Annotated in this window: 10 protein-coding genes; 3 read left to right on the plus strand and 7 right to left on the minus strand. The window is 69.1% G+C overall.

What is annotated here, in order from left to right:
- Positions 1–107: 107 nt before the first annotated feature.
- Together WS89_RS09645 and WS89_RS09650 are read right to left on the minus strand one after the other, a co-directional pair.
- The gene (locus tag WS89_RS09645) at positions 108–1,643 is read right to left on the minus strand and encodes an NAD(P)H-hydrate dehydratase (protein WP_059790656.1); all 1,536 of its coding nucleotides are present in this window, start codon (positions 1,641–1,643) and stop codon (positions 108–110) included.
- 55 nt (positions 1,644–1,698) lie between these two features.
- Positions 1,699–3,000, minus strand: a complete 1,302-nt coding sequence (locus tag WS89_RS09650) for an FAD-dependent oxidoreductase (protein ID WP_059506029.1) — start codon at positions 2,998–3,000, stop codon at positions 1,699–1,701.
- 327 nt (positions 3,001–3,327) lie between these two features.
- Here WS89_RS09650 and purL point away from each other — a divergent pair, with 327 nt between their 5' ends.
- Both purL and WS89_RS09660 read left to right on the plus strand, forming a co-directional pair.
- Positions 3,328–7,392 carry a phosphoribosylformylglycinamidine synthase gene (gene purL / locus WS89_RS09655; RefSeq protein ID WP_059790658.1) on the plus strand — a complete coding sequence of 1,355 codons (4,065 nt, stop codon included), beginning with the start codon at positions 3,328–3,330 and terminating at the stop codon, positions 7,390–7,392.
- A 5-nt stretch (positions 7,393–7,397) separates the two neighbouring features.
- Entirely contained in the window at positions 7,398–7,943 is a 546-nt protein-coding gene (locus WS89_RS09660; protein ID WP_059790661.1) for a GNAT family N-acetyltransferase, read from the plus strand.
- Between the two features lie 172 nt (positions 7,944–8,115).
- On the opposite strand, the gene WS89_RS09665 is transcribed toward WS89_RS09660, so the two are convergent.
- The 5 genes from WS89_RS09665 to WS89_RS09685 form a co-directional block, all read right to left on the minus strand.
- Entirely contained in the window at positions 8,116–8,898 is a 783-nt protein-coding gene (locus WS89_RS09665) for a peptidylprolyl isomerase (protein ID WP_059506034.1), read from the minus strand.
- An 18-nt stretch (positions 8,899–8,916) separates the two neighbouring features.
- Positions 8,917–9,225: a BolA family protein gene (locus WS89_RS09670; protein WP_034207535.1), complete on the minus strand. Its 309-nt coding sequence runs from the start codon at positions 9,223–9,225 to the stop codon at positions 8,917–8,919.
- Position 9,226: 1 nt separating this feature from the next.
- Positions 9,227–9,757, minus strand: a complete 531-nt coding sequence (locus tag WS89_RS09675; RefSeq protein ID WP_059790662.1) for a septation protein A — start codon at positions 9,755–9,757, stop codon at positions 9,227–9,229.
- A 130-nt stretch (positions 9,758–9,887) separates the two neighbouring features.
- Positions 9,888–10,319 carry a peptide-methionine (R)-S-oxide reductase MsrB gene (gene msrB, locus WS89_RS09680; protein ID WP_059790665.1) on the minus strand — a complete coding sequence of 144 codons (432 nt, stop codon included), beginning with the start codon at positions 10,317–10,319 and terminating at the stop codon, positions 9,888–9,890.
- Between the two features lie 46 nt (positions 10,320–10,365).
- On the minus strand, positions 10,366–11,934 hold the full coding sequence (locus WS89_RS09685) for a protein adenylyltransferase SelO (protein ID WP_059790667.1): 1,569 nt from the start codon (positions 11,932–11,934) through the stop codon (positions 10,366–10,368).
- Between the two features lie 178 nt (positions 11,935–12,112).
- Here WS89_RS09685 and WS89_RS09690 point away from each other — a divergent pair, with 178 nt between their 5' ends.
- A complete protein-coding gene (locus WS89_RS09690; RefSeq protein WP_059790669.1) occupies positions 12,113–13,756 on the plus strand; it encodes a 3-(methylthio)propionyl-CoA ligase in 1,644 nt (547 codons plus the stop codon).
- The last annotated feature ends 172 nt before the right edge of the window (positions 13,757–13,928 follow it).

A 13,928-nucleotide genomic window follows, 5' to 3' on the forward strand; every position in this document is an offset into this window, starting at 1 on the left:
GTTCGAGTGAAGCGTGAATCGGGAGGAATGCCGCGCCGGCTCATCGTGATCGGAAAGCCGGCGGACGAGAAGGCCCGCCGTGCGGCGGGGCAGTCAGTATAGCGGCGTTACGTGTCGGCGCGCGGCGACGGATAAAAAAGGCGATTGATCAGCGTGCGCACCATCGGCGCGAGCTCGCCCGCGGTCAGCCCGGCCGGGCCGGTGCCGTGCGCGGTCAGCGTATCGGCCGCGAGGCCGTGCAGATAGACGCCGGCCAGCGCGGCTTCGTACGGCGCGACCCGCTGCGCGAGCAGCGCGCCGATCAGGCCGCCGAGTACGTCGCCGGTGCCGCCGGTGGCGAGCGCCGCGTTGCCGGTCGGGTTGATCGTCACCCGCCCGTCGGGCGCGGCAATCACCGTGCCCGCGCCTTTCAGCACGACGATGCCCGCGTAACGGGCGGCGAGCGCCTGCGCGGCCGCGACGCGATCGCGCTGCACGGCTGCCGTGTCGCCGCCGAGCAGTCGCGCGGCTTCGAGCGGATGCGGCGTCAGCACGCATGGCGTGCCGCGCGTGGCGACGGCGGTCGCGAGGTCCGCGTGCGTCGCGACGAGGTTCAGCGCGTCGGCATCGAGCAGCGTCGGGATGTCTCGTGCGAGCACGTCGCGCACGAGCGTCGCCGCGGCCTCGCGCGTGCCTAGCCCGCAACCGGCCGCGATGGCGGTCATCGCGCCGAGGTCCAGGGTGTCGGCCGGATGCAGCATCAGTTCCGGAAACGGCGGATCGTACGGCGGCGCGCCCGCGCCCAGAAAGCCGACGTGCACCTTGCCGGCGCCCGCGAACAGCGCGGCGCGAGCGGCGAGGATCGGGGCGCCGCACATGCCCGTGTCGCCGCCGAGCACCGCGAGGCTGCCGTACGTGCCCTTGTGGGACGAGAAGGCGCGCGCGGGCAGCGCCGCGGCGAATCGCGCGGGCGCGTTCAGCACGATGGCCGGCGCGGCGGGCGGCGCGACGTCGAGCGACGCGACGTGGATCTCGCCGGCGAGATCGCGGCCGTCGCCCATGTAGAGGCCGGGCTTCGCGCCGATGAAGGTGAGCGTATGGGTGGCCGCGACGGCGACGCCCGCGCCGACGATCCGGCCCGTGTCGCCGTCGAGCCCGCTCGGCACGTCGAGCGCGAGCACGCGGCCGCCGCCGCGCGCATGAGCGGCGATGCGTGCGGCCTGCTCGGCGAACGCGCCGTCGAGCGCGCGGCCGAGACCGACGCCGAACAGCCCGTCGACGACCCACGCGTAGCCTTCCAGCGACGCGGGCGGGGTGGTAGACAACGGCACACCCGCCGTGCGTGCGAGACCGAGTGCCCATTGCGCGTCATCCGGCTTGACCGGCACCGGCATCCACGCATGCGTCGCGACGCCGAGCTGCTGGAGCTGCGCGGCGGCCACCAGCGCGTCGCCGCCATTGTTGCCGGGGCCGACCGCGAACCAGACGGGGCGATCGTCGCCGGCGACGCGCTCGGACAGCCAGCGCGCGGCGGCGGCGCCCGCGCGGCCCATCAACGTGTGCGGCGGCAGCGCGGCGGTTGCATCGGCTTCGGCCGCGCGCAGGTCGGCGACGCGCAGCAGCGCGATCGGATCGGAATCGGGAAGGGGGCGGGTAACGGTCATCGCGGGATCGTGGCGGCTGGCAAGGATGCCGCCACGGGTCGGCCCGCGGCGGCGGTCAGGTCGTGAAGCGGCCGGCGCTCAGCGCGGCGAGCGTGTCGGCGGGCCAGTGCTGGACGTTGCCGCCCAGATAGTCGGCCACCACTTTAGCAGACCCGCACGCGAGCCCCCAGCCGGCCGGGCCATGGCCGAAATTGACGAACACGCGCGGATGCGGGGTCGGACCCACGACGGGCAGGCCGTCCGGCGACAGCAGTTGCATGCCTTGCCACGACAGCGCGGCCGAGATCTTCGCGGCGCCCGGCACCCAGTCGTGGACGGCCTGGCCGAGCAGCGCGAGCGCGGCTTCGGACAGCGGCTCGGCGAGCGGTTTCGCGGTGTCGGTCAGGCTCTGCAGTACGGCGGCTCCGCCGACGCGCAGCCGCTGGTGGGTGCGCGTGATCGAGATCCGCTTGATCGAATCGACGACGCTCAGATGCGGTGCGTGTTCTTCGTACGCAACCGGCGCGGTGAGCGTATGGACGCGCACCGGGTGCAGCGGCAGGCGCCAGCCGAGCCGTTCGAGCAGCGCGAGGCTGCCTGCGCCGGCGGCGACCACGATCGCGTCGGCGGACATCACGTCGACCTCGCGCGCCGTCGCCGCGCTCCGGTGGCCCGGCGGCACGAGCTCGACCGCCGCGCGGCCGTTGTCGACGCGGATCGCGGCGACGTCCGCGCCGAAGCGGAACTGCACGCCGTGCTCGTCGAGCGTCTGCTTGACCAGTTTCGCGAACAGCGGGCAGTTGCCGGTGCGCTCGGTTTCGAGCAGCACGCCGCCGGCAAAGCCGGGCTCGGCCGGCACCGACGGTTCGAGCGCCGCGCATTCGTCGGCGGTGAGCGTGCGGTACGGCTGGTCGAGCGTGCGCAGCAGGTCGAGCGCCGGTTGCAGCGCGTCCCAGTCGCGCGGATCGCGCACGACGTGCAGGATGCCGGGCTTCTGCTCGAATTCGAGCTCGAGGCGCGCCTCGATATCGGCGAGCGCGTCGCGCGACACGTCGATCAGCGGGCGCAGCCGCGCGTACTGCGCGGCGAACGCGTCGGGCTCGCGCAGCGTGCCGAGCTGCTTGACGAACTGGCGCACGCCGCCGTTGAAGCCCGGCTTGTAGACCACGCCGCTGTCGCGCGACTGGCGCTGGCGCATGAAAGTCGGGCCGAACCAGACGTCGAGCGGGCTCGGCAGCAGCGCGCCGCCGTCGCCGTAGGTTGCACCTTGCGCGACGGTCGCGTGGCGTTCGACCACGCACACGCGATGGCCGGCCGCGCGCAACTGGTAGGCGGTGGCGACGCCGCTGATTCCGCCGCCGATGACGATGACATCCATTGGATTGCTTCGATGACGGGCGGCGCGCACGCCGCCCGGTGAGAATTCGCTGAGGGCCGGGCCCGGTGAACCCGGAATGATAGCGCCAAAAGCGCGCGAGCCGGCGCCGGCCGAGCATGGGCCGCGCGGTCGCGCCACGGCGGCCGGCGTGCAGGCACGCGCAGGCCCGGTCCAGCCCGCAGCCCGCGCGCCACGCGCCCGGGCACCGGTGCGGTGCATGCGGACGACCGATCGGCGGTCTTGGCAGGCCGACTTCCGGGTATAATTACGGCCTTCCTTTCGCCCCACGTCGCCACCTCGCGCGACTCATCGACGTCAGTCCAGCCCATGGCTCACTTCTCGTGTTTTCCCGGCGCTTCGGCCCTCTCCGATTTCCGTCAAACCCGTCTGCTCGACACGCTCAGGCAAATCGACGCCAACATCGTCGCGGTGCGCGGCCAGTTCCTGCACTTCGTCAATGCGGCCGAGCCGTTGTCGGCCGACGACAGCGCGCGCATCGATGCGCTGATGCACTACGGCGAGCCGTTCCAGCCGGCGGGCGAGAAGGGCGCGACCGAGACCTTCGTCGTGCTGCCGCGCTTCGGCACGGTCTCGCCGTGGGCGAGCAAGGCGACCGACATCGCGCAACACTGCGGCCTCACGCACGTGCGCCGCATCGAGCGCGGCGTCGAATTCACGGTCACGCTGAAGTCGGGCCTCCTCGGCGGCAAGAAGGCACTGTCGGACGACGCACGCGCGGCCGTCGCGGCTGCGCTGCATGACCGGATGACCGAAAGCGTGGTCGCGGCGCGCGACGACGCGAAGCACCTGTTCGACGAGCTGCCGGCCAAGCCGCTCGCGAGCGTCGACGTGCTGGGCGCCGGCCGCGGCGCGCTGGAACGCGCGAACGTCGAGCTGGGCCTCGCGCTCGCCGACGACGAGATCGACTACCTGGTCGACGCGTTCCGCAAGCTCGAACGCAACCCGACCGACGTCGAGCTGATGATGTTCGCGCAGGCGAACAGCGAGCACTGCCGCCACAAGATCTTCAACGCGCAGTGGACGATCGACGGCGAAGCGCAGGACATGTCGCTGTTCGCGATGATCCGCAACACCGAGAAGCTGAGCCCGCAAGGCACGATCGTCGCGTATTCGGACAACTCGTCGATCATGGTCGGCGCAGAAGCCGAGCGCTGGTTCCCCCGCAAGGCGGGCGCGGCCGGCGAGCCGGGCGAGCGTTACGGCCGCCACACCGAGCTCACGCACACGCTGATGAAGGTCGAGACGCACAACCACCCGACGGCGATCTCGCCGTTCCCGGGTGCGGCGACCGGCGCGGGCGGCGAGATTCGCGACGAAGGCGCGACGGGCCGCGGCGCGCGTCCGAAGGCCGGCCTCACGGGCTTCACCGTGTCGAACCTCGACCTGCCCGGCGCCCGCCAGTCGTGGGAAAACGCACGCGACGCGGCGCAGCCGGTGGCCGAGCGCAACCCGAACGAGCAGCACGGCCCGTACGGTCGCCCGGACCGCATCGCGTCGCCGCTGCAGATCATGATCGACGGCCCGCTCGGCGGCGCCGCGTTCAACAACGAATTCGGCCGCCCGAACCTCGGCGGCTACTTCCGCGTGTACGAGCAGAACGTCGGCGGCACGGTGCACGGCTATCACAAGCCGATCATGATCGCGGGCGGCCTCGGCAACATCGCGGATCAGCACACGCACAAGCACGACGTGCCTGCGGGCTCGCTGCTGATCCAGATCGGCGGCCCCGGCATGCGCATCGGCATGGGCGGCGGCGCGGCCAGCTCGATGGCGACCGGCGCGAACACGGCCGAGCTCGACTTCGACTCGGTGCAGCGCGGTAACCCGGAAATCGAGCGGCGCGCGCAGGAAGTGATCAACGGCTGCTGGCAGCTCGGCGCGGAAAACCCGATCCTGAGCATCCACGACGTCGGCGCGGGCGGCCTGTCGAACGCGTTCCCCGAGATCGTCGACGGCGCGGGCAAGGGCGCGCGTTTCGAATTGCGCAAGGTCGCGCTCGAGGAGTCGGGCCTGTCGCCGCGCGAAATCTGGTCGAACGAGGCGCAGGAGCGCTACGTGCTGGCGATCGCGCCGGCCGACCTGCCGCGCTTCGAGGCGATCTGCGCGCGCGAGCGCTGTCCGTTCGCGGTGGTCGGCGTCGCGACCGACGAACGCCAGCTGAAGCTCGTCGACGACGAAGCGACGGGCGCCGACCAATACCCGGTCGACATGCCGATGGAAGTGCTGCTCGGCAAGCCGCCACGCATGCACCGCGACGTCGCGCGCGTGCGCACGGAGCGTGCGCCGGTCGACGTGACGGGCGTCGCGCTGTCGGGAGTCGCGCTCGACGTGCTGAAGCATCCGACGGTCGGCAGCAAGTCGTTCCTGATCACGATCGGCGACCGTTCGGTCGGCGGTACGTCGGTGCGCGACCAGATGGTCGGCCCGTGGCAAGTGCCGGTGGCCGACTGCGCGATCACCGCGCTCGACTATGCGGGCTTCAAGGGCGAGGCGATGACGATGGCCGAGCGTACGCCGCTCGCGGTGATCGACGCGCCGGCATCGGGCCGCATGGCCGTCGGCGAAGCGATCACCAACATCGCGAGCGCACCGATCGTGTCGCTCGACAAGCTGAAGCTGTCGGCGAACTGGATGGCCGCGTGCGGCACGGCCGGCGAGGACGCCGCGCTGTTCGACACGGTCAAGGCGATCGGCATGGAGCTGTGCCCGGCGCTCGGGATCGGCATCCCGGTCGGCAAGGATTCGCTGTCGATGAAGACGAAGTGGGACGAACAGGGCGTCGCGAAGGAAGTGGTGTCGCCGGTGTCGCTGATCATCTCGGCGTTCGCGCCGGTCGAGGACGTGCGCCGCCATCTCACGCCGCAACTGCGCCGCGTGGCGGACGCGGGCGACAGCGTGCTGATCGCGATCGATCTCGGCCGCGGCAAGAACCGGATGGGCGGCAGCATCTTCGCGCAGGTCACGCAGCAGGTCGGCAATGCGACGCCGGACGTCGACGACGCGGAAGACCTGAAGCGCTTCTTCAACGCGATCCAGGCGCTCAATGCACAGGACAAGCTGCTCGCGTACCACGACCGCTCGGACGGCGGCCTGTGGGCGACCGTGTGCGAAATGGCGTTCGCGGGCCATGCGGGCGTGTCGCTGAACGTCGACATGCTGACGCTCGACCCGAACCACGAATCCGACTACGGCGATGCGAAGGACTGGGCGAAGCAGACGAGCGGCCTTCGCGACGACCGCACGCTGCGCGCGCTGTTCTCCGAAGAGCTCGGCGCGGTCGTGCAGGTGCGTGCGTCCGATCGCGACGCGGTGCTGGGTGCGCTGCGCGAGTTCGGCCTGTCGACGTGTTCGCACGTGATCGGCTCGGTCAACGATCGCGACGTGATCGAGGTGTACCGCGATGCGAAGAAGATCTTCGACGCGCCGCGTACCGAACTCCATCGCGCATGGAGCGAAGTGAGCTGGCGCATCGCGCGCCTGCGCGACAACCCGGCCTGCGCGGATGCCGAATACGACGCGCTGCTCGACGCGGCCGATCCGGGCCTCTCGCCGGTGCTGACGTTCGATCCGGCCGACGACGTCGCCGCGCCGTTCATCGCGACCGGCGCACGGCCGCGCGTCGCGATCCTGCGCGAACAGGGCGTGAACTCGCATCTGGAAACCGCGTATGCGTTCGACCGCGCAGGCTTCGACGCGCACGACGTGCACATGAGCGATCTGCTCGCGGGCCGTGCGACGCTGGCCGATTTCGCGGGCGCGGTCGCGTGCGGCGGCTTCTCGTACGGCGACGTGCTGGGCGCGGGCGAAGGCTGGGCGAAGACGATCCGTTTCAACGCGAACCTCGCCGACATGTTCTCGGCCTTCTTCGCGCGTCCCGACACGTTCGCACTCGGTATCTGCAACGGCTGTCAGATGCTGTCGAGCCTTGCGTCGATGATCCCCGGCGCGCAAGCGTGGCCGAAGTTCACGCGCAACAAGTCCGAGCAGTTCGAGGCGCGCTTCTCGTTCGTCGAAGTGGAGAAGTCGCCGTCGATCTTCTTCGCGGGGATGGAAGGCTCGCGCATTCCTGTGGCGGTCGCGCACGGCGAAGGCTATGCGGACTTCTCGCAGCAGGGCGACATCGATCGCGTCGCGGTCGCGATGCGTTACGTCGACCACCGCGGCGAAGCGACCGAGCGCTATCCGTTCAACCCGAACGGGTCGCCCGCCGGCATCACGTCGGTCACGACGGCCGACGGCCGCTTCTCGGTGCTGATGCCGCACATGGAGCGCGTGCATCGCACGGTCACGATGAGCTGGCACCCGGAAGGCTGGGGTGAAGCGAGCCCGTGGATGCGTGTGTTCCGCAACGCGCGCCGCTGGATCGGCTGATCCGGATGATGTTCGACCCGAACGCGCCGGTCGAGGTTGTCACGCTGCGCGACGAACGTGCGGGCGAGGCCGATGCGATCGGCCGCGTGATCCGTGCGGCCTTCGCGGGCGAGCCGCAGGGCGGAGCGTTCGAGCAGCGCATCGTCGAGACGCTGCGCGCAGCCGATGCGCTGAGCGTCTCGCTCGTCGCGGAGCGCGACGGGCGTATCGTCGGGCACGTCGCGTTTTCGCCCGTCGCGATCGGCGGCGAGCCGGCCGGCAGCCAGCAGTGGTATGGACTTGCGCCGCTCGCGGTGCGGCCCGATTGCCAGCGCAAAAGCATCGGCGCGGGGCTCGTGCGCACGGGGCTCGACGCGTTGCGGCGGCTCGGCGCGCGCGGCTGCGTGGTGCTCGGCGAGCCGACGTATTACGCGCGCTTCGGGTTCGAACCGCATGGTGACATCGTATTTCCGGGCGTGCCGCCCGAGTATTTCCTCGCGCTGCCGTTCGACGCATCGGCTCCGCTGCCGTCGGGCGAAGCGCGTTATCGCGACGTGTTTTATCCCGCGTAGCGAACGCGGCGGGGCAGGGCGATGCCCGGCACGGGAAAGCCGCTCTTCGGAGCGGCTTTTTATTGCGCGTCGGCCAGGCGTCGCCGCGTCTCGACACCCATGTTCGTGCGTGCCAAAAGAAAAAGCCGCTCCGAGGAGCGGCTTTTCGATGCGTGGATGACGCGCGCCGGCGTTACTGGATCTTCGCCTGCTGGCGCAGACCTTCCTCGAACGCCTGCAGCTTCTGCTGCACGAGCTGCTGCGCGATCTGCGCCTTCACCTGGTCGAACGGCGGCGGTGCGATGTCGCGGACATCGTCGACGCGGATGATGTGCCAGCCGAACTGCGTCTTCACCGGCGTATCGGTCATCTGGCCTTTCTGCAGCTTCTGCGCGGCCGCCGCGAATTCCGGCACGTACGCCTTCGGGTCGGACCAGTCGAGATCGCCGCCGTTCTTGCCCGAACCCGGATCCTTCGAGTATTGCTTCGCGAGATCCTCGAACTTCGCGCCGCCCTTGATCTTCGCGATCAGGTCCTTCGCCTGCTGCTCGTTGTCGACGAGGATGTGGTGCAGGTGGTACTCGCGGTTGCCGCCCACGCCCTTGACGAGTTCGTCGTAGCGCGCCTTCACTTCGGCGTCGGTCGGCTGGTTCTTCTTCAGGAAGCTCTCGATCATCGAGCGCAGCACGACGGTCTGCTGCGCGACGGCGACTTGCGCCTTCACGTCCGGACGATTCGGGATGCCTTCGCGAATCGCTTCCTGCATCAGGATTTCGCGGTTCACGAGTTCCTGGCGCACGGCCTGCTGCAGTTGCGGGCCGTCGGTCTGGCCTTGCTGGACGAGCTGCGCGACCATCGCGTCGGCGCGCGACTTCGGAATCGGCGTGCCGTTCACGACGGCGATGTTCTGGGCAAATGCCGGTGCCGCTGCAAAAGCAGCCGCCGCGACCCACAGGCGGGGGGATTTCAGGATCATCGGGAATTCCTAATGAGACTAGATTGAAGATTCGTTGAATTCTTCGGGCGTATAAGCCACGATCGCGAGCGCGTGAATGCCGCGCTGCATCGCATCAGCGAGCGCATCATACACCAGCCGGTGCCGCGCGACGCGCGGCTTGCCCGCGAACGCGGACGATACGATCGTGACCGTGAAATGACCGCCGGCGGCCGCGCCCGCGTGGCCTGCGTGCTGCGCGCTGTCGTCGCGCACGGTGAGCGACAGCGGCGCGAGCGACGCGGTGAGGCGCGCTTCGATCAGCGCGATGCGTTCGTCGGGGGAAGCGTGGAGAAAGGCGTCGCTCATGTCACTCGTCCTTCAGGTACTTCGTGAGCCACAGGCTCTGCAGGATGATGAATACGACCATCGCGCCCGTCGTACCGAACAGCTTGAAATTCACCCATTGCGATTCGGTGAAGTTGTGCACCACGTACAGGTTTGCGATGCCGAGCACCGCGAAGAACAGCGCCCACGCGAGATTCAATTTGTCCCACACGGGGGACGGCAGCGTGAGCTGCTTGCCCATCATCTTCTCGATCAGGTTCTTGCTGAACGCATAACGCGCGGCGAGCAACCCGATCGCAAACAGCCAGTACAGCACGGTCGGTTTCCATTGAATGAATTTCTCGTCATGCAGGACGAGCGTGGCGCCACCGAACACGACGATCACGCCGAGGCTGACCCACAGCATCGTGTCGACCTTCCGGTGCCGGAAGGCGACCCATGCGACCTGGGCCAGCGTCGCGACGATCGCGACGGCGGTGGCGGTAAAGATGCCCCAGACCTTGAAGGCGACAAAAAACAGGATGATCGGAAACAGATCGAACAGGAATTTCATGGCGCTCGCAGCTGCGTGACGGGCCGCCGGCGCGGCCTGTCATCGTTGTAGGGACCCGCCAGGCATCGCCGTCGCGGATCGGGGCGGTCCGGCCCGCGGCTGGCCGCCCGGCAGATCCGCCCGGCGCCGCTCATTCGTTTTCGGGTCGGGACTCGAAGTTTAACGCAGCCGAATTGATGCAGTACCGCAAACCGGTCTGGTCGCGCGGGCCATCCTCGAACACGTGGCCCAGATGCGCGCCGCAATGGTTGCAGCGCACCTCGACGCGCACCATCCCGTGCGAGTAGTCGATCTTCTCGTCGATCACCTCGCTGTTGAGCGGCTTGAAGTAGCTGGGCCAGCCGCAGCCCGAGTGGAACTTGGCGCCGGATTCGAACAGCGGCGTGCTGCAGACGACGCACTTGTAGATGCCGGCATCCTCGGTGTCGGTGTATTCGCCGGTGAACGCGCGCTCGGTCGCCGCGTGCTGCGTGACCTCGTACTGCATCGGCGTGAGCCGGCGGCGCAGTTCGGCGTCGTCCTTCTGGTACGGGTAGGTCTTGTCGTCGGAATCGTGTGACATGTGAGGGTTCTCCTGATCGGTCGGTCGGGTCGGACGCGTCGTGCGGTCACGACGAGCAGCTCACTTCGAGCGACCCGGCCCAGTCGGGCGGCAATGCCGCATACGCTTCATGTTCCGGTTGTTCGTCGAACGGGCGGCGCAGGATCCGCGCGAGCCGTTCGACTTCCGAAAAATCCTTTTCCTTCGCGCGCCGGATCGCGACTTCGGCGAGATGGTTGCGAAGCACGTATTTGGGGTTCGCGCGGTTCATTGCAACCGCGCGAGCCGCGTCGTCGCGCGTTTCCTCGGACAGCCGCGCGCGGTAGAGGTTCGCCCAGGCGTCGAACGCTTCGCGATCGATGAACAGGTCGCGCACGGGCGCGTCGCGGCTCGCGTCGTGCTTCGAGACCTGCGCGAGCCGGCGGAACGTCAACGTGAAATCCGCGCGGCTCGCATGCATCGTCTCGAGCAGCTTGTTCGCGAGATCGGCGTCGTGCTCGCGCTCGAGCTCGAGGCCGAGCTTCGCGCGCATCGCGCGCTCGAGTGCGGGACCGAAGCGCTCCGGAAACGTCGCGAGCACGGCCTGTGCATCGTCCACCGCGCGCTCGGCGCGCGCATCGTCGTCGGCGATGCCGTGCTGCAGCCCGATCAGCGGCAGCAGCGCCTGCGCGAGGCAGTAGCAGTTCCAGTGCGCGATGCGCGGCTGCATCCGGTACGCATAGCGGCCGCCGGTATCGGAATGGTTGCAGATGTGGTTCGCGTCGAACGCGTCGACGAAGCCGAACGGACCGTAATCGATGGTCACGCCGAGGATCGACATGTTGTCGGTGTTCATCACGCCGTGGCAGAAGCCGACGGCCTGCCACTGCGCGACGAGATCGGCCGTGCGCAGCGTCGCGGCTTCGAGCAGCGCGAGGTACGGATCGTCCGCGTCGCGGCAGGCCGGATAGAAGCGGTCGATCACGTGATCGGCAAGCTGGCGCAGCAGATCGGGGCGATCGTTCGAGAAGAAGTGCTCGAAGTGGCCGAAGCGCACGAAACTCTCCGACACGCGCGTGACGACGGCCGCCGTCTCGATCTCCTCGCGCACCACCGGCTGGTCGGAACCGATCACCGTCAGCGCGCGCGTGGTCGGGATGCCGAGGTGGTGCATCGCTTCCGAGCACAGGAATTCGCGAATCGACGAGCGCAGCACCGCCCGGCCGTCGCCCATCCGCGAGTACGGCGTGCGGCCGCCGCCCTTGAGCTGCAGTTCGTAGCGCCGGCCGTCGGTGCCGGGCAATTCGCCGATCGTCAGCGCGCGGCCGTCGCCGAGCTGGCCGGCCCACACGCCGAACTGATGGCCGGAATAGACCGACGCGTACGGCATCGCGTGCGCGGGCCAGTCGCGCGTCGGATTGCCGGCGAACAGCTCGGCGAAGCCGGGCTGCGCGGCGATCGCGGGCGGCAGGTCGAGCAGTTGCGCGACTTCGTCGGAAAAGCCGACGACGTACGGTGCGGCAAGCGGCGCGGCCGGCAGCCGCGTATGAAACGCGTCGCCGAGCGTGACGAATGCATGTTCGGCGGGCGCGCCGAGCGTCGCGGCGAGGTCGGGCAGGATGTCAGCCGCATCGGCTGCGCTTCGGGAAAACGACATGTTGAGCGCCTCTGGGTAAGTCGATATTGTAAGGCGGCGCCGCGCCGCCCGCATGGCGGCCCGCGCATCGCGCGCCACGCCCGTCCGGGGCCGCCGACGGGCGCGCAGCGGGACTGCTTCCGGACGGAAACGGCCCGCAGGACGGTCACCGATTCGCATCCTCGGGGAGAACAAGACGATGAGTAAGCCGTTGCTGGGCCAGATGATGGATGTGCCGCTGCTGGTGTCGTCGCTGATTTCGCATGCGGCGCGGCACGCCGGCGACACGGAGATCGTGTCGAAGCGCGTGGAAGGCGACCTGCACCGCTACACGTACCGCGATTGCGAACGCCGCGCGAAGCAGCTGGCGCAGGCGCTCGTGCGGCTCGGCGTCGAAACCGGCGACCGCGTCGGCACGCTGGCGTGGAACGGCTACCGGCATCTGGAGGCGTATTACGGGATCGGCGGGATGGGCGCCGTGTGCCACACGATCAACCCGCGCCTGTTTCCCGAACAGATCGCGTACATCGTCAATCACGCGGAAGACCGCTACGTCCTGTTCGACATCAATTTCGCGCCGCTCGTCGACGCGATCGCGCCGCAATGCCCGCACGTGAAGGGCTGGATCGCGATGACGGACGCCGCGCATCTGCCGTCCGGCGCCACGCCGTTCCTCTGCTACGAAACGCTCGTCGAAGCGGAGGACGGCCGCTACGACTGGCCGCGTCTCGACGAGCAGCAGGCGTCGGGGCTCTGCTACACGTCCGGCACGACCGGCAATCCGAAGGGCGTGCTGTATTCGAATCGCTCGACCGTGCTGCATGCGTACGGCGCCGCGCTGCCCGACGCGATGAACCTGTCCGCGATGGACGCCGTGCTGCCCGTCGTGCCGATGTTCCACGTCAACGCATGGGGATTGCCGTACGCGGTGCCGCTAACGGGCGGCAAGCTGGTGCTGCCCGGCAAGGATCTCGACGGGAAGTCGCTGTACGAGCTGATGGAGGCCGAGCGCGTGACGTTTTCCGCGGGCGTGCCGACCGTGTGGCTCGGCCTGCTGAACTACATGCGCGAAGCCGGCGTGCGTTTCTCGACGCTGAACCGCACGGTGATCGGCGGCTCCGCGTGCCCGCCCGCGATGCTGCGCACGTTCGAGGACGAATACGGCGTGCGCGTGATCCATGCGTGGGGGATGACCGAGCTGTCGCCGCTCGGCACGCTCGCGAAGCTCAACTGGGCGCAGTCGCAGCGGCCGCTCGACGCGCAGCGCCGCTTGCTCGAGAAGCAGGGACGCGTGATCTGCGGCGTCGACATGCGCATCGTCGGCGAGGACGGTCGCGAGCTGCCGTGGGACGGCGTCGCGTTCGGCGAGCTGCAGGTGCGTGGGCCGTGGGTAATCGACCGCTACTTTCGCGGCGACGCGTCGCCGCTGTCGGACGGCTGGTTTCCGACCGGCGACGTCGCGACGATCGACCCCGACGGCTTCCTGCAGATCACCGACCGCAGCAAGGACGTGATCAAGTCGGGCGGCGAGTGGATCAGCTCGATCGACATCGAGAACGTCGCGATCGCGCACCCGGGGGTGGCCGAAGCCGCCTGCATCGCCTGCGCGCACCCGAAATGGACCGAGCGGCCGCTGCTCGTCGTGGTGCCGCGCGAAGGCGCGAACCTGAGCCGCGACACGCTGCTCGCGTTCTACGAGGGCAAGGTCGCGAAATGGTGGATTCCCGACGACGTCGTGTTCGTCGAATCGCTGCCGCACACCGCGACCGGCAAGCTGCAGAAGCTGAAGCTGCGCGAGACGTTCCGCGATTACGTGTTGCCGACGGCGGTGTGCGAGCCGTAAGCCCGACGCCCGGGCCGTTCCCTGCCTGCGAACCGGTCGCCCGATCCGTCCCCGGATCGGGAACGAAATTCAAATTGAACGACCGTGCTTTTTCGTTGTATGCTGCCTGCGTTCATCCGGACATGCGGCCGTTCGACCGCGCACAATGAAGCGCAGCCAATCCGGCGCGCGA

Source organism: Burkholderia sp. MSMB1072 (genome assembly GCF_001524725.1).
Lineage (GTDB): Bacteria > Pseudomonadota > Gammaproteobacteria > Burkholderiales > Burkholderiaceae > Burkholderia.